Here is a 19,009-nt window from a genome sequence, read left to right on the forward strand (position 1 = left end):
CGTTGTTAAATTTGACCGCGCAAACGACGACAGTCATTGCGAAAGACCATAACGCGCCTTATGTGTCTAACACACGCCCGCTAATGGGCTGGATTTCTAGGCATTATACCAATTGGAGGAGTTCGTTAGATGCGTAAAACCTTTTTGAAATTTCTTCTGGTGCCCGTTGCTGCGGCCTCGTTAGCCGGCTGCGGTATAAACAGCGTTCCGACGGCTGAAGAAAATGCCAAAGCGAAGTGGGCTGATGTGCAGGCCGCTTTTCAAGAGCGCGCTAACCTCATTCCCAACCTAGCCAATATCGTCAAAGGCGCGGCCGCGCAGGAAAACAAGACCCTGACGGAAGTCATACAGGCGCGTGCGCAAGCCACCTCGCCCAACATCCAGGTCAACCCTGACGACTTAAGCAATCCTGCAAAGATGGCAGCGTTTCAGGCGGCACAGAATCAATTGTCGGGCAGCCTGTCGCGCCTGCTGGTTTCGGTCGAGCAATATCCGCAATTAAGAAGCCAGGAAGGCTATTTGAAATTGCAAGACCAGTTGGAAGGTCAGGAAAACCGCGTGCGTATTACGCTGCGCGATTACAATGAAGCTGTGCGTGGGTACAATACCACCATTCGGACATTCCCCGACATCATTGGCGCTAAAATCATCCACGGCGCAAAGCCGATGGTTCCCTATCAAGCCACAACACAAGGTGCAGAGACCGCACCGACGCTGGATATGGCACCTGCGGCTTAAGGCCAATCTGGGGAATTGAATATGAAAAAGGCCCTTGGCCTTATGATTGCGCTGCTGCTGGCCCTCACCGGCCAAGCAGCAGTTGCTCAGAATTTTCCTAAGCTGACGGGTCGTGTGGTGGATCAAGCAGATCTGCTTGACCCGCAGCAAGAGGCCGCGCTCACTGCCAAGCTGGCGGGACTGGAAACCCGCACCAAGCGGCAACTGGTGGTGGCAACGCTGGGCAGCCTCGAAGGTTATGAAATATCTGATTATGGTTACCGGCTGGGTCGGGAATGGGCACTGGGTCAGGATGGCAAAGGCGAGACCGAGAAGGACAATGGTGCGATCCTGATTATTGCCCCCAATGAACGCAGAATGCGGATTGAGGTGGGCTATGGCCTTGAACCCGTGCTGACGGATGGTCTGTCATCGACAATCATTCGTAACGACATCACGCCACGTTTTAAAGTCGGCGACTTTGCCGGTGGCATCAATGCGGGCGTTGACCGCATCGTTACGCAACTCGAACTTCCCGCTGACGAGGCAGCGAAGATCGCCAGCGCGGCCCAACAGCCACGTAAACGCGATAAAGGCGGCCCATTGGGCGCGATCATCTTTGTGCTCTTCCTCATCTTCTTCGTATTCCTGCCGATGTTCCGTTCCATGAATGGTGGAGGGCGGAAGCATCGGCGTGGCGGCATGGGTCCAGTCATCATCTGGGGTGGTGGCGGCGGGTTTGGCGGCGGTGGCGGTAGTAGTTTTGGAGGCGGCGGCTTTGGTGGTTTTGGCGGCGGAGGCGGCAGCTTTGGCGGCGGCGGCGCGTCAGGTGGTTGGTAGGATATTTTAACATGGCATTACGTAAAATCAGCCAAATGAGCGCAGCCGACCATGCCTTGGTGACAGCTGCTGTCGCCGACGCGGAACAACACACAAGCGGTGAAATCGTTACAATTGTGACGGAACTTTCGGACCATTATGACGACATCCCTATGGCATGGGCCAGCGCCGTCGCATTTATTGCCTTGGCGACGTATGCAACTTTTCCCGAGTTTTACATTGGCCTGATCAACCGCTTGTCGGGTGGATGGGGCCATGCATATACCATGAGTGAATATCTCGCCATTTTGTTGGTTGCGGTTGCATTGAAGTGGGTTGGAACGTGGTTGATCCTAAAATGGATACCCTTGCGTCTGGCCCTCACGCCCAAAGCGACAAAGCTGGCACGCGTCCGTCGCCGGGCGATGAGCCTGTTTAAGGTCGGAACCGAATCCAAAACAATGGACCGAACCGGCGTGCTTTTGTATCTGTCGATGAAAGAGCATCGCGCGGAAATCTTGGCTGACGCAGCAATCGCGTCCAAGGTTGCGCCAGAGGTTTGGGGTGACGCAATGGTTGCGTTGCTAGATCAGGTAAGGGCCGGAAATCCCGGTGCTGGCGTTGCGACAGCTGTGGCGCAAATGGGAGTGGTGCTAGCGGAACATTTCCCGAAGGGCTGCGAAAACCCCAACGAACTACCCGACAGGCTCATCGAATTATGACGAAACCAGACGATGTTGAAACCGTGATGTGGCAAGGTCGCTTCATCACGGCGAAGACGCGCGGAAAGTGGGAATATGTAAGCCGCGCGCGCGGTATCAAGGCGGCGGTGATCCTTGCTATGGAGGACAGCCAAGTCCTGCTCGTCGAGCAATATCGCGTTCCGCTTGGCGCAAATTGTATTGAACTGCCTGCAGGTCTGATTGGTGACCATGAAGAGGGTGAGGACACGTTGGTGTCCGCGGCACGCGAGTTAGAAGAAGAAACGGGCTATCGCGCCAACCACCTAGAGATTGTTGGCGAGTATTTCTCGTCACCCGGCATGGTCAGCGAAAGCTTCTCGCTCGTCCGCGCGTATGGTTTAACCAAAGTAAGCGAAGGTGGCGGTGTTGATGGTGAGAATATCATTGTCCACCGCGTCGCCTTGGCGGACTTGCCCAAATTTGTTCAGGAAAAGCGCGCAGAGGGCTGCGTCGTTGACGTCAAACTGCTGATGCTGCCCGGAATGATCGCTTAACGAAAATTATCCGCATAAGCCTGCAGCTTCAGCGTTTTAGGCGGCGCTGGGATAAAGGTCGCCGCGATCCCCTTTTTCTCCGCAAAAGCGCGCGCTGCGTCCAAGCTTGGGAAGGTCAATTGCACTTGCGATTGCGTATCGCCTGATCCCGCCCAGCCCATCAGCGGATCCGCCTTGCGCGGTTCTGCCGGAACATATTCCAGCACCCATTCGCGGCGACCACTTCCCGACTGCATAGCATTTTTGGGGCGTTGAAAGATGCGGGCGGACATATTGTGCTTCCTGACGGTTAATTCGCCACCGCCTTGCCCGAACAGCATCTGAGTCGTCAAGCGTTGCGGGGCGTATCGCGCGCTTGTGCTTTTTTGGTCTTGAGGCTGGCGACACTTTCCCACGGCGCGTCGGGCCAGTTATGTTTGGGGTAACGCCCGCGCATTTCTTTAGCCACGTCACGCCAGCTTCCACGCCAGAATTCGGGAAGGTTGCGCGTGGTCTGAATAGGACGGCCAGCAGGCGAGGTTAGGCTAAGAACGAGTGGTATGCGGTCAACGCCCACCAACGGGTGGGTATCAAGGCCGAACAAAGCCTGCACGCGCAATTCAACCGTTGGGCCAGCTTCGGCAGCATAATCGATATCATGCGCAGTTCCGGCGGGGCTTTTGAAAGAAGCGGGCGCGATTTGGTCAATGCGCGTGCGCGCATCCCATCCGAGCATATTGTCAAGTGCTTGCGCCAGGGCCGATGGCGCAACATCACGCAGGCGGTTCACCTTAATGAGCAAGGGTAGAAGCCATTGTTCCGCGCTGTGCGCCAAAGCATCGTCACTAAGCGCGGCAATGCCTGCGAACAGCGCGCGTTCCCGAAGCGCGCGGGCCGATACAGACCAAGGCAGCATGTCGATTCCCATATCCTGCACAGCGGCCAACAAAGCATTGGCAAGGGCCTCAGGATCAGGCTTTTCGACGCGTCCCTCGCTCAGCACAATCGCGCCAAGCCGCCGCTGCATGCGTGCCTCCACGCGGTCAGCATTTCTGTCATAAGACAGGATTTCCTGACAGATGATGCGATGCGCAAATCGCCCCAAGATTTCCGGCTCGGTCAGCGCCGCCGCCGCCAATATCCGCGCGCCCGAAGCCGCACCTTGCACATCGGCAACGGCAAGCCATTCCGCGCTTGCGAGAGGCGACGCTGCATCAAGCTGAAGCCCGCGACCCATTGCGCTAATCCATTTCTCGCCCTTGGCATCGCGGCGCTTCGCAATGCGTTCAGGAAATGCTGTGGCGATCAGTCCGCCGATGCTCAAGGGCTCGACCCCGGCATTACCGCCGCACAACCGCGCAATGCGGTCCGCTAGCTTGCGTGCGGCGTCTGCCTTTGGCCCACGTTCCCGCACGAAGCGTTCAAAGCGTGCCTCAATATCCTCACTTGGCCCGCCCAGGCCGCGCTCTTGCAATAAGACCGCCAACATCGCCGCGTCCTGCGCTTGCCCGCAATGGGCAGCGGTCACAACCATATGCGCAAGGTTCGGCGGCAAGGGAAGGTTGGCAAGCGTGGTTCCGTGCTCCGTGATGCGGCCTTGCGGATCCAGCGCATCAACCGACAAAAGCAATTTGTGCGCTTGCTGCACGGCGGCGGCGGGCGGCGTATCAAGCCAACGGAGTTTTGCTGGGTCTTGCTCGCCCCAACGCGCACAATCGAGCAATAAGGGTGCAAGGTCACTCTCCAGAATCTCCGGTGGGTCGAATGGCGGCAGGCCCCCGTTGCCTGCCTCCTGCCACAGCCGATAGGCAACGCCAGCCTGTTGGCGCGCGGCACGCCCGGCGCGCTGGGTTGCGGCAGACAGGCTTGCCCGCTCTGTTACCAACCGCGTGACACCAGCCGCCTGATCAAAGCGCGCGCGTCGTGCAAGGCCGCTGTCGACCACGACACGCACCCCGTCGATGGTCAGGCTGGTCTCGGCAATGTTTGTGGCAAAAATGACCTTGCGGCGGCCGTGCGCGTCGCGGCGGACCGCAAGCCGCTGGTCCGCTGGGTCAATCTGCCCATGCAGCCTGTGCACCACAATATCTGGACCGCAATCACCCAAAGCGTCAAAGGCACGGTCAATCTCACGCACGCCGGGCAGAAACGCCAATATATCGCCCTGCTGCTCCGATAGCGCCTGACGCAATATGCGCACAATGTCGGTTTCAATCGGCAGTTCGGTCCTGCGGCCGACATATAGATATTCCAAAGGCCATCTTTTGCCTTCGCTTTCCAGTACCGGCGCATTGCCCATCAAGGTTGAAAAACGCGCACCATCCAAAGTGGCCGACATTGCCAGCAAGCGCAGATCAGGCCGGAAAGCGGCTTGCGCCTCTAACGCCAGCGCGAGCCCGAAATCGCTATCGATGCTGCGTTCGTGGACTTCGTCAAACAACACAGCTGATACGCTTGATAGCTCAGGATCACTGATAATCCGATTGCGGAAAATACCCTCGGTCATCACCAATATGCGGGTATCCGGGCCATGTTTGCTATCGAGCCGTGTCGCGTATCCAACGCGTCCACCGACCGTTTCGCCCAAATTTTCGGCGATACGTTCCGCCGCCATGCGCGCGGCCAAGCGGCGCGGTGACAGCAATAGGATTTGGCCAGTGCAATAAGGCTCAGCCAACAAAGCAGGCGCAACCATCGTCGTTTTGCCAGCGCCCGGCGGGGCGATAAGAACGGCGTTGGGAGCCGCGCGCAACGATGCCAGCAAATCGGGCAAAACCGCCATGACAGGCAATGCTTCGGTCATGTTCAGCGCGGACGACACCGCTGCGTCCGTCAATATGCCCGGGCTATTGCGAATTCCACTGCCTCGGTCAGCGCAGATTTGGCTTCGCCTGCGGGGAAATGCGCAATCGCATCAATCGCGCGCTGACCATAATGCCGCGCCCGATCCAATGTGTCGTCAATGGCACGATGCGCACGCAACAAGGCACGGGCATGGGCCAAATCGGCGTCGCTTACCCGGTTACCCAGCATCGCGTCGCGCCAAAATTTCTGCTCTTCGGTGTTGCCACGGCAATGCGCGAGGATCACAGGTAGGGTAACTTTGCCATCGCGGAAATCGTCTCCGCTGTCCTTGCCCATGGTCGCGCCGTCGGAGACATAGTCAATGGCATCGTCAACAAGCTGGAACGCAATACCAAGATTCCGGCCAAAGGCATCCAACGCCATTTCCTGGGCCTCTCCGCTTTCAGCGACAACCGCAGATATCCGGCACGCCGCAGCAAACAAAGCCGCCGTTTTCGAACCAATGATGTCGAGATATTTTTCTTCCGTCGTCGAAATCTGCCGCTGCGCAGTCAACTGGTGGACCTCGCCCTCCGCGATAACGGCCGATGCGTTCGACAGGATTTTAAGAACCTTGAGCGAACCATCCTCGACCATCAGCTCAAACGACCGGCTGAACAGAAAGTCGCCGACAAGCACAGCCGCTGGGTTCCCGAAAATCAGGTTCGCCGCAGTCTTGCCACGTCGCATATCGCTGCCGTCGACAACATCATCATGCAGCAACGTTGCGGTGTGAATAAACTCTACGGCTGCAGCCAATTTGTGATGACGATCACCAGGATAATCGAGCAACTGCGCGCAGGCCAAAGTAAGCATTGGTCGCATACGTTTACCACCGCCGGCAATCAAATGGCCAGCCAGTTCGGGAATAAGCGGAATTTCGGACTGCATGCGATCCAGAATGACCGCATTGACCTTATTCATGCCCAAAGCGACCAATTTCAAAATTGGGTCGAGCGATGGGGCCTGATGTCCGCCGATATTGTGGATAGTTGCCGTCATAATCTGATCGCTGTGACGCCCGCAGCGTGGATAGGCAAGTGCAAATGGCGTATTTCCCCTTGTCCGTTGCGGTCAATATCGGCACAGATGGCACCAATGAACGACGCAGACACCCTCGCCCGCTTTCGCGACAGTATCGATAATATCGATGCTGCCCTCGTTTTCATGCTCGCCGAGCGGTTCAAGATAACGCAGGCCGTGGGTGAGTTTAAGGCAAAGTCATCGCTGCCACCCGCAGACCCCGCACGCGAAGAGCGGCAGATAGAGCGGCTTCGGCAATTGGCACATGACGCCAAGCTTGACCCTGATTTCACCGAGAAATTCTTGCGCTTCATCATTGATGAAGTCATCCGCCATCATCAGCAAATCCGCGACGGAAGTTAATCAGCTTGTCGCTTTTGGTAAGCGTAATCTGACCAAGAGTCCGCCCAGATCCTCGCTTTTTTCCAACGCGACAGTCCCGCCATAAATTTCGACAACGTCGCGGACGATCGCGAGACCAAGGCCCGTACCAGGCTTGCCGGTATCCAACCGCGCACCGCGATCAAACAACCGTTCACGTTCGCTTTCGGGGATGCCATGTCCGTCATCCTCAATGATCATTTCAACAAAGTCGCCTGCATCCTCGACCGTCACAAACACACTGCCGCCGCCATATTTCGCCGCGTTTTCGATCAGGTTACCGAGCATTTCATCCAGATCCTGCCGCTCCACCCGTGCCGCAATTGCTTTGTCTCCGGCCATATCGAGTCGGATATGCGCATAGAGACGGCCCACCGCGCGCTCGACCGATTCCAAGCTGCCCCAGACCACCGCGCGGCTGTGGCTGTGGCCCCGGCGGCCAACAGCGCGGGCGCGGGCTAAATGATGGTCCACCTGACGCCGCATCGTTGTGGCTTCGCGGATGACCGTTTCCGACATATCAGGGGCGTGCGCGGTCGCGCTATTCATGATGACCGTTAACGGCGTCTTGAGCGCGTGCGCAAGGTTACCCGCATGACGGCGCGATTCCTCCGCCTGTTTCTCATTATGGTCGAGTAAGGCGTTCAACTCATTGACCATCGGCATCACTTCGTCGGGCAAGGCATCTGTCACCCGGCTTTCCTTGCCGCTGCGCATCTGGGCAATCGCCATGCGCACCGCGCGCAGCGGCCACAGACCATAAAATGTCTGTAACGCCGCCAAAATGATAAGGCCAAGCGCTAGCAGAAAGAAGCTTGTCACCAATACAGAGCGCAGTTCCTGGATCTGCGCATCAAGACTATTGCGGCTCTGCGCCACCATAAATGTCCAAGCAACATCGGAGTCCGGAAGCTTTATCGAGCGCTCTGCGATGCGCAGCGGCTCGTCAGGAAATTCACCACTGTTCCGAAAATGAACCGCCTGATCTTTATGACCAGCGGGCGGGCGAAGCGCGCGGTCCCACAGTGAGCGAGAGGAAAAGGGCATCGCGTCTTTGCCCGTAATCTGCCAGTAAACGCCGCTGTTCGGTTCCAAAAAACGTTGGTCGCCCAACGGCCGGTTCATCCGAATTTCACCATCAGGGCCGATTTCTGCCGAAGCAATCATCGCAGTCAGGACATATTCGATCTGGGTATCAAAATTCTGTTCAACCGAATTGGTCAACACGCGGTCCAGCGCAGCGCCCCCACCGATGAGCAAAATCGTAATCCACGCAGCGGCCGTCAGGATCATCCGGCGGGTAAGCGATCCTGTGCTTTGAAGTTGGCTGCGCCACGTTGGCGGCTTTGGTAGGGTCATATTGGCCACTGGCGGTTTCAGCTAACGGGTTCCTCAAGGCTGTAGCCAAGGCCCCTGATCGTCGAAATCACCTCCTGCCCCAGTTTCTTTCGGATGCGGGTCACGAAGACCTCAATAGTGTTCGAATCACGGTCGAAATCCTGGTCATAAATATGTTCGATCAGTTCCGTCCGCGACACAACCTTGCCCTTATGGTGCATCAGGTAAGACAGCAGCTTATATTCTTGCGCCGTCAGCTTCACGGGCTGACCATCAAGCGTCACACGGCCCGAACGCGTATCCAGCCGGACATCGCCGACATTCAGCTCGCTTGACGCATTGCCAGATGCACGGCGGATCAGCGCGCGCAATCGTGCAATCAATTCTTCGGTCTGGAACGGCTTCGCGAGATAATCATCGGCACCTGCATCAAGGCCAGCGACCTTATCCGACCAGCTATCCCGAGCCGTCAGCACCAACACAGGGAATTTTCTGCCTTCCTTGCGCCAGCGGTCAAGAACGGTCAGCCCGTCAATTTCCGGCAGACCAAGGTCAAGGATGACGGCGTCGTAATTTTCGGTGAAACCCATATAATGGCCATCCTCACCATCAACCGAGAGGTCAACGGCATAGCCAGCGCCTTCAAGCGTTGACTTGAGCTGCTTGCCCAAATTGGGTTCGTCTTCTACGATCAAGATGCGCATGCCGTTCCCTTATATTGTCATAGTTTGTACAGCGATGAGGCTAGCAGATTTGGGTGCCGCGACAAAATCCTATCACAGTTGCCGCAGCACACTTCCCGTCCGCCCATCCACGTCGACGAAGATAACCCGGTCGCGGTCAATGAATTTCAAACGGTAAACTTGTGCGACTGGGTCGTATTCTGGGCCCAGATACTGCATCCCGCGCATGCGCGGTACAATAATTGCCTCAATCTCGCGTAGGGGCTTGACCTTGCCGGCCCGCATATCCTGCCGCGCCTCATTCTGCTCCCCCCGGAGCGGATCGGCGGTTACAGGACTAAGCAAAGCGATGCTTGCGAGCATGGAGGCAAGGACAAGTCGGTATAACATCATCGCCCCCTAAGCGTGCGGCATTGAACGCAAAGTGAATGGCGCGCCCGCGCTTCGCATCGTTTGACGTCCAAAATCCATTATTTCACCATTTCAAATGTGAAGGACATGCCTGCCGCAACGCTGAGCTCGCCAGGCGAAATGGGTGTGGATTTCCCCATGTCATTCATCGACGCACGCACGACTATAGGCATTGCTGCATAACGCCCTTGATTGTCCGTTTCTTCGATACGCAATACGCGAACGTCATTGTAACCGGCTTTCCGCGCCAGACTGCGCGCCCTGGCTATCGCCATGGCCCACACCTTGTCACGGGCGGCTTCCCGGAAGCTGCTGTCGTCATCAATGCCAAACATTGGTCCATTGAAATTGGTCGCGCCATCCACTGCAAGCGCATCAAGGAAAGCGCCAAGCTTTGTCAGGTCGCGTAGCTTGGCATTAACCATGTTCGACGCCTGATAGCCCTTAAAAATCTGCTGCCCGTCGCGATAGTCAAATTGCTGGTTCAAATTGATTTGCGTGGTTTGGATATCACGATCCGCAATGCCAAGCGTCTTCAGCCGCGCAACTACAGACGCCATTTGCGCATTATTGGCGCGGACCGCCGCGCTTGCCGTTGGCGCCAATGTTTGAACGCCAGTTGAAAATGTAGCGATGTCCGGCGGGGTTTCGACGGTTTCTGAGATCGTCAGGTCAATGACCGGATTGGCGGTGGTCACATGCACCTCCGTCGCCATCGCGCCACTGGCCATCATCCCGCTCGTCGCAAGCATCGCTGCCAACATAAATTTATGCATATCAAACTCCCGTTTTGTGCCAACCATTTAGATTGCTGTTCGGCGCGCCCATTCGATATAGGCATGGCGAAGCTGAACGGTTGCCGAACCGGGTTGGCCATTGCCGATTAATTGCCCGTTAATCTGCACGACCGGCATCACAAAGCCTGAGGCGGACGACATAAAGGCTTCCGCCGCTTGCTCCGCCTCGCGAATGGAAAAAGGCCGCTCTTCTATGTGATGTGCCGCAAGCGGCAGCACGGATGCGCGGGTAATGCCGTGTAAAATTTCGCGGTTAAGCGGGTGCGTAACCAAAATGCCCTCATGCGTGATGATATGCGCGTTTTGCGCGCTGCCTTCGGTAATCCAGCCATTGCGCTCCATCCACGCGTCGTCCGCGCCGCGCACAATCGCCTCATTTTTCATCATAGAAGCATAGAGCAATTGCGTTGTTTTGATGTCTGCCCTGCCCCAACGCAAATCAGGCATCGTCACCACCCGAATCCCGCGAAGCGCCAATGGGTTGTCCGCCAGCGTGCGGGATTGCGTAAAGGCAAGAACCGTCGGCGGCGTATCGGCAGGCGGAAACAGAAAGTCGCGGTCTTCAGGCGTGCCGCGTGTGACCTGCCAATAGATCATGCCTTCTTCGAGGTTGTTACGCGCCACCAGTTCGCGGCAAATAGCGCGCCACTGGTCTGCGTCTGGTGCGCCTCTTATCCCGATTTCTGCGAGCGAGCGGGCAAGGCGTTGGACATGGCCGTCGAAATCCACAAGTTTACCGTCGAGTACCGAGACTACCTCGTAAACAGCGTCTGAAAACAGGAAGCCTCTGTCGAAGACCGACACCTTGCCCTCGGTTTCGGGGATGTAGTTTCCGTTGAGATAGATAGTGCGCATGATCTTTGCCTTGCTGATGCCCTGACTGTGTTTTGCGGTTTGCGGTTTGCGTTGATGCCCGAAGTAGGATGCTGAAACAAGTTCAGCATGACGCGCGCGTGGTCGGCATCACGATACTGGAAAATATCGATCCTGGAAAATATGATGCCGCGTCGACCTGAACACCCCACCCCGTCACCCTGGACACCCTACCCCGTCACCCTGAACTTGTTTCAGGGTCTTAATTTCCACCGTCACGGTTGCATTGCCGCCACTTGCGTCCTATCCGCCCGTCAACATGTCAGCACCCCCCATATTCGCTTTCGAAAATCTCGCGCTCCAGCAAGGTGGTGGCTGGCTGTTTCAGGATATTGATTTGTTCATCGGCGCGCGTGACCGGTTAGCACTGATCGGGCGCAATGGGGCGGGCAAAACGACGTTGATGAAACTGGTGGCCGGAACGGTCGAAGCTGACAAGGGCAACCGCGTCATCGCGCCCGGCACCAACATTGTGATGTTAGAACAAGACCCCGACGTCAGCGTATTTAGCAGGCTGGTCGATTTTGCCATTCATGGTGAAAAAGGCCCACCCGAATATGCGGTGCGCGCGATTGCTGACCAATTGGGCATTAATTTGGACCGAGAGGCAAAGACCGCAAGCGGCGGGGAAAAGCGCCGCGCCGCAATTTGCCGCGCGCTGGCAAGCGAGCCTGACCTGCTGCTGCTGGACGAACCGACCAACCATCTTGACCTTGCGGCGATTGAATGGCTGGAGGAATGGCTAACGCGCTATCGCGGCGCATTCATGGTGATTAGCCATGACCGAACGTTTCTGACGCGGTTGACGCGGCAGACATTCTGGCTGGATCGCGGCCTGCTGCGCCGCAATGAAATCGGCTTTGGCGGTTATGACGCTTGGACTGAACGGGTCTTTGCCGAAGATGCGCGCAATGCAGACCGTTTGGATGCCAAGTTGAAGATTGAGGCGCATTGGTTGGAACGCGGGGTCACTGCGCGGCGCAAGCGTAACCAAGGTCGCTTGGCCAAGCTATGGGAAATGCGCGCCGCCCGAGCCGCGATGATTGGCCCGCAAGGTACGGCCAAGCTCGCTGCCGCAAGCGACGACAGCAAAACCAAAACGGTCATCAGCGCGCAGAATGTTGGCAAAAGCTTTGGCGATCGCACGATTATCAAGGATTTCACGCTGCGCATTCAACGCGGCGACCGCATCGGCATTGTGGGCGCAAATGGCACGGGCAAAACAACGCTTATCCGTATGCTGACGGGCGAGACCGAACCCGACACGGGCAGCATTACGCTGTCGCCGACGCTCACGGGCATCGTCATTGACCAGCAACGCAAATTGCTGACGCCCGAAAAGCGCGTGCGCGATGTGTTGGCCGATGGCAGCGACTGGATCGATGTGCGCGGCGTGCGCAAGCATGTGCAGGGTTATCTTAAGGAGTTCCTGTTTGACCCCGCGTTGATTGAGGCCCGGATTGGCTCCTTATCCGGCGGCGAGCAATCGCGCATTTTGCTCGCTCGGGAATTTGCCCGGGAGGCCAATTTGCTGGTGCTGGATGAGCCGACCAATGACCTTGATCTGGAAACGCTGGACCTGTTGCAAGAGGTTATCGCCGATTATGACGGCACGGTTTTAATCGTCAGCCATGACCGCGATTTTCTGGACCGGACGGTCAATTTGACGCTAGGCTTGGATGGATCAGGCCATGTCGATATCATCGCCGGTGGATATGCTGATTGGGAAGAAAAACGGGACAAGCGGAACAAGCCCGCCGCCAAGAAGGCCGAAAAGGTGGCGTCGTCCGAGCCTAATAATGCGGCCCCATCAGCGCCAAAAAAGGTCAAGCTGACCTATAAGGATCAGCGCGACTATGACCTCCTGCCAAAGCGCATCACAGACATCGATACCGAGATTGCGGCGGCGGAAAAGGAAATGAGTGACCCAGCTTTGTACACGCAAAAGCCAGCGCGTTTTGCTGAATTGACCGCAAAGACCGATAGCCTGCGCGCCGAAAAGGATGCGGCAGAGGAACGTTGGCTCGAACTCGCCATGATGGTCGAAGATTCCACATCCTAGCCTGGAATGCGGTAAAAGGCCGCCAGCCGATCTAGCGCGATTTTGAGCACGAGCTTTCCCGACCGCACAGGCCACGACATTTCGCGTTCCGCAGCGGGCACGCTTTCCCCAACGCAAATGACCCGCCACGCAATATCCGACAGATCGGGGCCAAGCGCCGTCAACGCGCCGTCAAAGCGGCTTTTGGCCTGAATCATCCGTTCGGTTCGGTTAAGCCCCGATGGCGCACCGCGTTTCTGGCGACTGCGCGGGATATTCTCCCACGACATAGTCACATGCGGTCCAAGGGCGGCTGATTCATAATCGCCGCGCAATGTCTCACCTGCCAACATTTGTCGGTTCGACAAATGGCCGCGCGCATGCAACCACGACAGTGGCGATTCCGACAGGTTAATCGTCACACTGCGCTGGGTTGCATGAATTTCTGCTACTGAGTGTTCGACCAGCATGCGTGGATCGTGAAATTTCCGGTTCGAATAGGATTTGGCGGGCATCGATAATCTCCTTTGACTGTTCGAATCACCCTTGCCATGTGGTAAATATTGTAGGAAAGAAAAAACCTATTTGGTAATGGAGTGCTCCATGCAAAGTCGAATTCGCGATGTTCGAAGGGCCAAAGGCCTGACACTTGCCGATGTGGCAGAACGCTGTAAGCCTCCAACAACGGCACAAACCATCGGCCGCCTTGAAACCGGCATGCGCGTGCTTTCACTCATCTGGATTAACCGCATTGCGGACGCTTTAGGAGTGGATTCCAGCGATCTCGTCGCTTTGCCTGACCAACAATTTCTGTTCGTCGCGGCGGTGCTGCATGAGGACGGAACTTATGCGCCAACGCAGGAGGAACGCCTCATGGTGCCCAATGTCAGCGGGAATATGGTCGGGCTTCGTATTGCGGCACCGATGGGCGAATATCGACGCGGGGATGAATTATGGCTGGAGCAGCTGCAGGCGGAGGATTTTGCCGCTGCGCTGAATTTGGATGTCCTTGTGCCGCGACCGGGCGGGCGGTTCATCTTTGGCCGCTTGCTTGGCCGCGATGCCGGAAAGCTCCACCTTCTGCCGCTGGAGGCTGGCGCACGTCAGCAGGTCGTGACCTACCCAGCCTGGATTGCCAAAGCCGTCCGGCTCGTCCGCAAGTTATAACCGTTAAGGCTGCGCGCCGAAGTCCTGGCCTATCCGCTCCGCCTTGGAACCCGTCACTTCGTCAGTCGGGACGAAGCTATGTGATCCAACCTTGAGCCAAATCAGGATCGGCGCGGCCTGATAAATGGACGAATAAGTGCCAACAACAATACCAAATGCCATTGCCATGCTGAAGCCAAAAATGACGTCCGGTCCAAATAGCACGAGCACGATCAGCGGTAGCGATATCGATACGCTGGTCATCACCGTACGGGACAAGGTTTCATTGACCGACAGGTTCAACAGCGAGGCCATTTCCATTTTTCGGAACTTCATTAGGTTTTCGCGGATACGGTCGTAAATCACGACGGTATCGTTCAAGGAATAGCCGATGATGGTCAGCAGCGCGGCAATGATGTTCAGGTCAAACTCCCACCCCGTAAGCGCAAAAAGCCCGAAGGTAAGCGTTACGTCATGGACCAAAGACCAGATCGCCCCTACACCAAACTGCCATTCGAAACGGAACCAGATATAGATCGAAACCCCGGCCATGGCGGCCAGAAGTGCCAATACCCCTTTGCTGAACAATTCCTCCGAAACTTTGCCGGACACGGAGTCTACCCCGTCAATCCGCACATCGGGATGACCCGCCTTCAAACTGCTGGTAATCTTCGCCGTCATCGCATTCGCGAGTTCGGGGTTTTTGTCGGCACCTTCAGGCAGTTTCATGCGGATCGACACTTGGTTTTCAGCGCCGAAACGCTGAATTGTCGGATCACCATAGCCAAGACTGCCCACCGTCTCGCGTAGTTCGGTCACGGGCGCCGTGGCGCTTTGCGTAAAGGTCGCGCGGATCATCTGACCGCCGATGAAATCGACGCCAAAGTTCAGGCCCTTGGTCGCGACCAATCCCACCGATGCCGCCATCAGAACTAGGCTGATCGCAAAGGCCCATACGCGCCATCTGAGAAAGTCAATATTGGTGTCATCACGAACGAGTTTGAGCAGTTTCATATCAATATCCTCAAATCGTCAATTCAGTGGGCCGCGTGCGCTTCACCCAGAGCGACACCCACATGCGGGTGATGGTCACGGCGGTGAAAACCGAGGTCACAATCCCGATCATAAGGACGACGGCAAATCCGCGAATGGGTCCCGACCCGAAAATGAAGAGCAAAACCGCCGCGATGACGTTGGTGCTGTTCGCGTCGAAAATCGCGCGGCTTGCTTCTTTGTACCCGAACTCGATGGCCTGCACCACCCGGCGGCCACGTTTCAGTTCTTCGCGAATACGTTCGTTGATCAGGACGTTCGCATCAACCGCCGCCCCAATCGTGAGAACAAAGCCCGCAATCCCTGGCAAGGTCAATGTCGCATTGGCAAAGGACATCACGCCCAAAATCATCAACACGTTGATGATCAAAGCCACATTGGCATATATGCCGAAACGGCCATATACGAGAAACATGAGCACAAGAATGGCGGTTGTACCAATGACCGCAGCTAAGACGCCGCGACGGATGGAGTCAGCGCCAAGGTCGGGACCAACCGAACGTTCCTCCACGATAGTCAAATCCACCGGCAATGCACCAGAGCGCAATGAGATCGATAACGCATTGGCGCTTTCGGTCGTGAAGCTGCCGGAAATTTGGGATACGCCGCCGAAAATCGGCTCCCGAATTTGCGGCGCGGAAATGACTTGGCCGTCGAGCACAATCGCGAACAATTTATTCACATTTTGCTGAGTCATCCGGGCAAATCTTTGACCGCCTTCGGAATCAAACTGGATGGTGACAGCAGGCTCATTGGTCTGCTGGTCAAAGGTCGGGTCGGCCTTGACCAACTTGTCGCCGGATATGCCGCCCAAGCGGCGCACCGCGATGTACGGCAGACCAGTGGGATTATCGGGATAGGGCAAAACTTGGCTACCAACACGGGCCTTGCCCTGCGCGGTTTGATCGGGATCAGCTTGTTCATCAACCAACTTGAATTCAAGCTTAGCCGTCTTACCAATCAACGCCTTCAACGCCTCTGGATCATCCAATCCGGGAACCTGAACGACGATGCGGTTATCACCTTGACGAATGATCGTCGGCTCCAACGTGCCAAGCGCGTTAATCCGGCGGTCAATGACGTCCTTGGCTGTGTCCATCGCTTGGTCCAGCGCATTTTCGTCGCCTGAGCTTGCCGGTGACAGAATGATGCGGTTGCCATTATTGACGCCGATATTCCAATCTCGCGCGCCCAAAGTATTGCTAATCAGCGGCAAGATCACTTCCCGCGCAGCATCGACCTTGGACATGTCGGTGACGTTAAAGCTAAGTTCACCATTAGTGCGTGAGACATCCGCAATCGCAATTTGCGGATTGGCACGGCGCATCGCTGTGCGGACGCTGTCTTCCAACGCTTCGAGCCGGGCCTCTGATAGTTGCGACGTGTCCGCCTCCAGCAAGATATGGCTGCCACCTGCAAGATCGAGGCCCAGATTGATCGTGGGTGTGGGCACAAATTGCGCCAGCTGCGCGCGCATCGACGTCGGCAGCAGGCTCGGAATAGCAAAGGCCATCCCCACGACAAGCACGGTGTTGAGCATCCATATGCGCCAACGGGGAAAATCAAGCATAGATGGGTTCCGAACGAACTATAAAAGCAATATCTGGGGCTAGCGGCAAAGCCGTTCAACCCACAGGGTTAATCATTCGCGGCTTTGGCATTGCGCGACTGCACATTGGCGATGGTTGACTTGACCGCCTTCACCCGCACATTTGGCGCGATTTCAACTTCGACATGATCGTCGGCAACCTTGGTCACTTTACCCATCAGGCCACCAGCGGTCACGACGTCGTCATTCTTCTGTACCGCAGCGATTTTTGCCTCATGCTCCTTCGCCCGCTTTTGTTGTGGACGGATGAGGAAGAGATAGAACACCACAAAGATCAGCAGGAGCGGAAACAACTGCACAAAAAATGCCGAACCACCAGCACCACCGGCGGCAGCGCTCAAAATAACAAACTCCATGGAAGACCTCACATTCATTAAGTGGAGCGCCAACATGCAGCGCAGCCCGGAACCAATCGGGCGCGATTATCACCTGCACCCTGCTGACGCAACGTCAAAGCGTCGACAGCGCGCTTGCTTTTCAAAAACCAGCGCCATATATGCGCGCTTCCACTGACCTCCGCGAGGTCATTGGCGGTCGGGACGTAGCGCAGCCTGGTAGCGCATCACACTGGGGGTGTGGGGGTCGCAGGTTCGAATCCTGTCGTCCCGACCAATTATTCTAGGCTTTTCTTCACATTTACTCAGAATTTTATCACTAAGCAATCTGTGGTGACATCACCATGACATCACGCGAAGCAATTTCGCGGACGGTTCAGCGCTAATAACTGCATGCTGTTAGGCATATCCATTCACCTTATCCGACCCCCGCCGGCTAGAAAGCTAGACGAAAGGTTGCCCCGCCTCCCCTTGACCCAATCGTATTCATCTCAGTCGCCTATCAGCCACAGCCACCCTGCACGCCCGCCGCACCGACATTCTATTGCCGACGAACAGATCCCGGGCGCATTGCTGCTCAACCCGGTAAAGGAATTCCTCTTTAGCCAATAATCGCTCCTGAAGCGCCTGACGGGTGTCTGTGCGTGTGTACTTGGATAGACCCTCAGAGCGCGCTGTGAGCTTCCCTATGGCCTTCTGCGCTCGCGTTACAGCGTCATCGTACTGCGAGCGGTAAGGCAGCCCCCAGCCCTTTACTGAGGCGAAGGCTTTGGCGCCCGAGGGCAGAATAAGCTTGCAGCAAAGCCGCTTGGTCTGGGGGCACACAAAGTACCAACGATTGCCGCCAAAACGCATCCGCCTCGATACCAACTGCACTGTTTGCATAATTGGCTGCCCAAAGCATATTCCATCAATTTGCAAGCTTGGATAAGCGATGTCACCGGTGAATGTTGTGGTCAGGAAGATGTCGCCCACAAGGTTGCTGCCCAATTGCCATCGGCGTTGGAGCCGGTGATCCATGAACTCAAGCAGCATTCCATTCTTACGCAGCATGGACGTGTCGAGCGCTATGCAATCTTCTACCGTTGGCTTGTAAGTTCTTGCGGCTGGTGAGGGGAAGGCTGCCATACCCTGCTTTCTGACCGAAATCTTTTGTCTAATGTAATATTATCACATTACGGCGTGGCGCGGTAGCCTGATTTGGCTTTGGGTAAAAAAGAGCGATACATCGCTCGGGGCGGTTGAGATCATGAAATTCGTTTCGTCATAATGACCGGAATTGGGCCGGGAGCGGACTGTCCGCGGCTCTGCGCGGATCGATGAATAGTTGCCGTTTATGCAAGTCAGAAAGCCTGGCTTTTGTCGCTAACTTTGCAGACCCTACACTGGTCCCCATCCGACCCACGCTTCTCAACAGGAGCGGGTGCGACCAAGAATAAGGCACTACCGCCCAAGCAATTAGATCATGGTCGGACAACTGTGATGACAATGTCGCCAAGGACGTTCGAACGATGACGCACCACATCATTTGGCTGCAGGAAATGGCCGCCAGCAAGTTCGTTGGCGATAAATTTCTCGCGGGCAATGTCCATCGGTGATTGGCGCGCGAATGGACCGCCCGCAATCACATAAGCGAACGCCGCATCGATCAGGTCTCTGCGTGTTGGTGGGGTGAAGATCGTGCCCTCAGCCGTTCCAGACATCAATGTGGCGCTCGGCGGGA

General features: G+C 56.3%; 20 protein-coding genes, 1 tRNA gene and 1 pseudogene. 8 read left to right on the plus strand and 14 right to left on the minus strand.

The window, feature by feature from the left end:
* Window positions 1-129: 129 nt before the first annotated feature.
* From Q0O07_RS03185 to Q0O07_RS03200, 4 genes are read left to right on the plus strand one after another with little or no spacing between them, the layout of a single operon-like run.
* Complete coding sequence (locus Q0O07_RS03185; protein ID WP_295490286.1) at window positions 130-738, plus strand: LemA family protein; 609 nt, start codon at window positions 130-132, stop codon at window positions 736-738.
* A 21-nt stretch (window positions 739-759) separates the two neighbouring features.
* On the plus strand, window positions 760-1,557 hold the full coding sequence (locus Q0O07_RS03190) for a TPM domain-containing protein (RefSeq protein WP_295490288.1): 798 nt from the start codon (window positions 760-762) through the stop codon (window positions 1,555-1,557).
* 11 nt (window positions 1,558-1,568) lie between these two features.
* Entirely contained in the window at window positions 1,569-2,258 is a 690-nt protein-coding gene (locus Q0O07_RS03195) for a hypothetical protein (RefSeq protein ID WP_295490291.1), read from the plus strand.
* Window positions 2,255-2,773 (plus strand): NUDIX hydrolase, encoded by a 519-nt coding sequence (locus Q0O07_RS03200; protein ID WP_295490293.1) that lies wholly within the window; start codon window positions 2,255-2,257, stop codon window positions 2,771-2,773. The genes Q0O07_RS03195 and Q0O07_RS03200 overlap by 4 nt, the downstream gene beginning before the upstream one ends.
* Here Q0O07_RS03200 and Q0O07_RS03205 read toward each other — a convergent pair.
* Genes Q0O07_RS03205 through Q0O07_RS03215 form a run of 3 tightly spaced genes read right to left on the minus strand, consistent with a single transcriptional unit; the run spans window position 2,770 to window position 6,598 of the window.
* Window positions 2,770-3,045, minus strand: a complete 276-nt coding sequence (locus Q0O07_RS03205; RefSeq protein WP_295490296.1) for an ETC complex I subunit — start codon at window positions 3,043-3,045, stop codon at window positions 2,770-2,772. The two genes, Q0O07_RS03200 and Q0O07_RS03205, sit on opposite strands and share 4 nt — an antisense overlap.
* Window positions 3,046-3,101: 56 nt before the next feature.
* Entirely contained in the window at window positions 3,102-5,555 is a 2,454-nt protein-coding gene (hrpB, locus tag Q0O07_RS03210) for an ATP-dependent helicase HrpB (RefSeq protein ID WP_295490298.1), read from the minus strand.
* Between the two features lie 29 nt (window positions 5,556-5,584).
* A complete protein-coding gene (locus Q0O07_RS03215) occupies window positions 5,585-6,598 on the minus strand; it encodes a polyprenyl synthetase family protein (RefSeq protein WP_295490300.1) in 1,014 nt (337 codons plus the stop codon).
* Window positions 6,599-6,694: 96 nt separating this feature from the next.
* Between Q0O07_RS03215 and Q0O07_RS03220 the strand changes: the two genes are divergently transcribed.
* Entirely contained in the window at window positions 6,695-6,982 is a 288-nt protein-coding gene (locus Q0O07_RS03220) for a chorismate mutase (protein ID WP_295490303.1), read from the plus strand.
* Here the strand turns inward: Q0O07_RS03220 and Q0O07_RS03225 are convergent, their stop codons facing one another.
* The 5 genes from Q0O07_RS03225 to Q0O07_RS03245 all read right to left on the minus strand — a co-directional run bounded on the left by Q0O07_RS03225 (window position 6,983) and on the right by Q0O07_RS03245 (window position 11,084).
* The gene (locus tag Q0O07_RS03225; protein ID WP_367271033.1) at window positions 6,983-8,293 is read right to left on the minus strand and encodes a sensor histidine kinase; all 1,311 of its coding nucleotides are present in this window, start codon (window positions 8,291-8,293) and stop codon (window positions 6,983-6,985) included.
* 83 nt (window positions 8,294-8,376) lie between these two features.
* The gene (locus tag Q0O07_RS03230; protein WP_295490307.1) at window positions 8,377-9,042 is read right to left on the minus strand and encodes a response regulator transcription factor; all 666 of its coding nucleotides are present in this window, start codon (window positions 9,040-9,042) and stop codon (window positions 8,377-8,379) included.
* A gap of 72 nt (window positions 9,043-9,114) precedes the next feature.
* Window positions 9,115-9,414, minus strand: a complete 300-nt coding sequence (locus tag Q0O07_RS03235) for a hypothetical protein (protein WP_295490309.1) — start codon at window positions 9,412-9,414, stop codon at window positions 9,115-9,117.
* Window positions 9,415-9,491: 77 nt separating this feature from the next.
* Complete coding sequence (locus Q0O07_RS03240; RefSeq protein WP_295490311.1) at window positions 9,492-10,208, minus strand: SIMPL domain-containing protein; 717 nt, start codon at window positions 10,206-10,208, stop codon at window positions 9,492-9,494.
* Window positions 10,209-10,235: 27 nt separating this feature from the next.
* Window positions 10,236-11,084, minus strand: coding sequence for a D-amino-acid transaminase (locus tag Q0O07_RS03245; RefSeq protein WP_295490314.1), 849 nt, complete (start codon window positions 11,082-11,084; stop codon window positions 10,236-10,238).
* 277 nt (window positions 11,085-11,361) lie between these two features.
* Here Q0O07_RS03245 and Q0O07_RS03250 point away from each other — a divergent pair, with 277 nt between their 5' ends.
* Window positions 11,362-13,164, plus strand: coding sequence for an ABC-F family ATP-binding cassette domain-containing protein (locus Q0O07_RS03250; protein WP_295490316.1), 1,803 nt, complete (start codon window positions 11,362-11,364; stop codon window positions 13,162-13,164).
* Here the strand turns inward: Q0O07_RS03250 and Q0O07_RS03255 are convergent.
* On the minus strand, window positions 13,161-13,658 hold the full coding sequence (locus Q0O07_RS03255; protein WP_295490318.1) for a DUF6456 domain-containing protein: 498 nt from the start codon (window positions 13,656-13,658) through the stop codon (window positions 13,161-13,163). The two genes, Q0O07_RS03250 and Q0O07_RS03255, sit on opposite strands and share 4 nt — an antisense overlap.
* Before the next feature lie 88 nt (window positions 13,659-13,746).
* Here Q0O07_RS03255 and Q0O07_RS03260 point away from each other — a divergent pair, with 88 nt between their 5' ends.
* Window positions 13,747-14,310, plus strand: coding sequence for a helix-turn-helix transcriptional regulator (locus tag Q0O07_RS03260; RefSeq protein WP_295490320.1), 564 nt, complete (start codon window positions 13,747-13,749; stop codon window positions 14,308-14,310).
* Between the two features lie 3 nt (window positions 14,311-14,313).
* Here Q0O07_RS03260 and secF read toward each other — a convergent pair whose 3' ends face one another.
* The 3 genes from secF to yajC all read right to left on the minus strand — a co-directional run bounded on the left by secF (window position 14,314) and on the right by yajC (window position 17,307).
* Entirely contained in the window at window positions 14,314-15,303 is a 990-nt protein-coding gene (gene secF, locus Q0O07_RS03265; protein WP_295490322.1) for a protein translocase subunit SecF, read from the minus strand.
* Window positions 15,304-15,313: 10 nt separating this feature from the next.
* Window positions 15,314-16,912: a protein translocase subunit SecD gene (gene secD, locus Q0O07_RS03270; protein ID WP_295490325.1), complete on the minus strand. Its 1,599-nt coding sequence runs from the start codon at window positions 16,910-16,912 to the stop codon at window positions 15,314-15,316.
* A 68-nt stretch (window positions 16,913-16,980) separates the two neighbouring features.
* Window positions 16,981-17,307, minus strand: coding sequence for a preprotein translocase subunit YajC (gene yajC / locus Q0O07_RS03275; protein ID WP_295490326.1), 327 nt, complete (start codon window positions 17,305-17,307; stop codon window positions 16,981-16,983).
* Between the two features lie 179 nt (window positions 17,308-17,486).
* Here yajC and Q0O07_RS03280 point away from each other — a divergent pair.
* Window positions 17,487-17,563, plus strand: a tRNA-Pro gene (locus Q0O07_RS03280).
* 209 nt (window positions 17,564-17,772) lie between these two features.
* Here Q0O07_RS03280 and Q0O07_RS03285 read toward each other — a convergent pair.
* Together Q0O07_RS03285 and Q0O07_RS03290 are read right to left on the minus strand one after the other, a co-directional pair.
* Entirely contained in the window at window positions 17,773-18,414 is a 642-nt protein-coding gene (locus tag Q0O07_RS03285) for a hypothetical protein (protein WP_295490329.1), read from the minus strand.
* 335 nt (window positions 18,415-18,749) lie between these two features.
* Window positions 18,750-19,009 (minus strand): annotated as a pseudogene (locus Q0O07_RS03290) (hypothetical protein); the annotation flags it as partial.

It is taken from the genome of Sphingorhabdus sp. EL138 (assembly GCF_945890115.1).
Lineage (GTDB): Bacteria > Pseudomonadota > Alphaproteobacteria > Sphingomonadales > Sphingomonadaceae > Sphingorhabdus_B.

What these genes read in the sequence shown, in the direction of transcription:
- Q0O07_RS03190 (WP_295490288.1), top strand. Translation starts at nt 760, where the DNA reads ATGAAAAAGGCCCTTGGCCTTATGATTGCGCTGCTGCTGGCCCTCACC.
- Q0O07_RS03200 (WP_295490293.1), top strand. Translation starts at nt 2,255, where the DNA reads ATGACGAAACCAGACGATGTTGAAACCGTGATGTGGCAAGGTCGCTTC.
- hrpB (WP_295490298.1), bottom strand. Translation starts at nt 5,555, where the DNA reads ATGACCGAAGCATTGCCTGTCATGGCGGTTTTGCCCGATTTGCTGGCA.
- Q0O07_RS03220 (WP_295490303.1), top strand. Translation starts at nt 6,695, where the DNA reads ATGAACGACGCAGACACCCTCGCCCGCTTTCGCGACAGTATCGATAAT.
- Q0O07_RS03225 (WP_367271033.1), bottom strand. Translation starts at nt 8,293, where the DNA reads ATGATCCTGACGGCCGCTGCGTGGATTACGATTTTGCTCATCGGTGGG.
- Q0O07_RS03185 (WP_295490286.1), top strand. Translation starts at nt 130, where the DNA reads ATGCGTAAAACCTTTTTGAAATTTCTTCTGGTGCCCGTTGCTGCGGCC.
- Q0O07_RS03240 (WP_295490311.1), bottom strand. Translation starts at nt 10,208, where the DNA reads ATGCATAAATTTATGTTGGCAGCGATGCTTGCGACGAGCGGGATGATG.
- Q0O07_RS03230 (WP_295490307.1), bottom strand. Translation starts at nt 9,042, where the DNA reads ATGCGCATCTTGATCGTAGAAGACGAACCCAATTTGGGCAAGCAGCTC.
- Q0O07_RS03255 (WP_295490318.1), bottom strand. Translation starts at nt 13,658, where the DNA reads ATGCCCGCCAAATCCTATTCGAACCGGAAATTTCACGATCCACGCATG.
- Q0O07_RS03215 (WP_295490300.1), bottom strand. Translation starts at nt 6,598, where the DNA reads ATGACGGCAACTATCCACAATATCGGCGGACATCAGGCCCCATCGCTC.
- secD (WP_295490325.1), bottom strand. Translation starts at nt 16,912, where the DNA reads ATGCTTGATTTTCCCCGTTGGCGCATATGGATGCTCAACACCGTGCTT.
- secF (WP_295490322.1), bottom strand. Translation starts at nt 15,303, where the DNA reads ATGAAACTGCTCAAACTCGTTCGTGATGACACCAATATTGACTTTCTC.
- Q0O07_RS03285 (WP_295490329.1), bottom strand. Translation starts at nt 18,414, where the DNA reads ATGGCAGCCTTCCCCTCACCAGCCGCAAGAACTTACAAGCCAACGGTA.
- Q0O07_RS03205 (WP_295490296.1), bottom strand. Translation starts at nt 3,045, where the DNA reads ATGTCCGCCCGCATCTTTCAACGCCCCAAAAATGCTATGCAGTCGGGA.
- Q0O07_RS03260 (WP_295490320.1), top strand. Translation starts at nt 13,747, where the DNA reads ATGCAAAGTCGAATTCGCGATGTTCGAAGGGCCAAAGGCCTGACACTT.
- Q0O07_RS03195 (WP_295490291.1), top strand. Translation starts at nt 1,569, where the DNA reads ATGGCATTACGTAAAATCAGCCAAATGAGCGCAGCCGACCATGCCTTG.
- Q0O07_RS03250 (WP_295490316.1), top strand. Translation starts at nt 11,362, where the DNA reads ATGTCAGCACCCCCCATATTCGCTTTCGAAAATCTCGCGCTCCAGCAA.
- Q0O07_RS03235 (WP_295490309.1), bottom strand. Translation starts at nt 9,414, where the DNA reads ATGATGTTATACCGACTTGTCCTTGCCTCCATGCTCGCAAGCATCGCT.
- yajC (WP_295490326.1), bottom strand. Translation starts at nt 17,307, where the DNA reads ATGGAGTTTGTTATTTTGAGCGCTGCCGCCGGTGGTGCTGGTGGTTCG.
- Q0O07_RS03245 (WP_295490314.1), bottom strand. Translation starts at nt 11,084, where the DNA reads ATGCGCACTATCTATCTCAACGGAAACTACATCCCCGAAACCGAGGGC.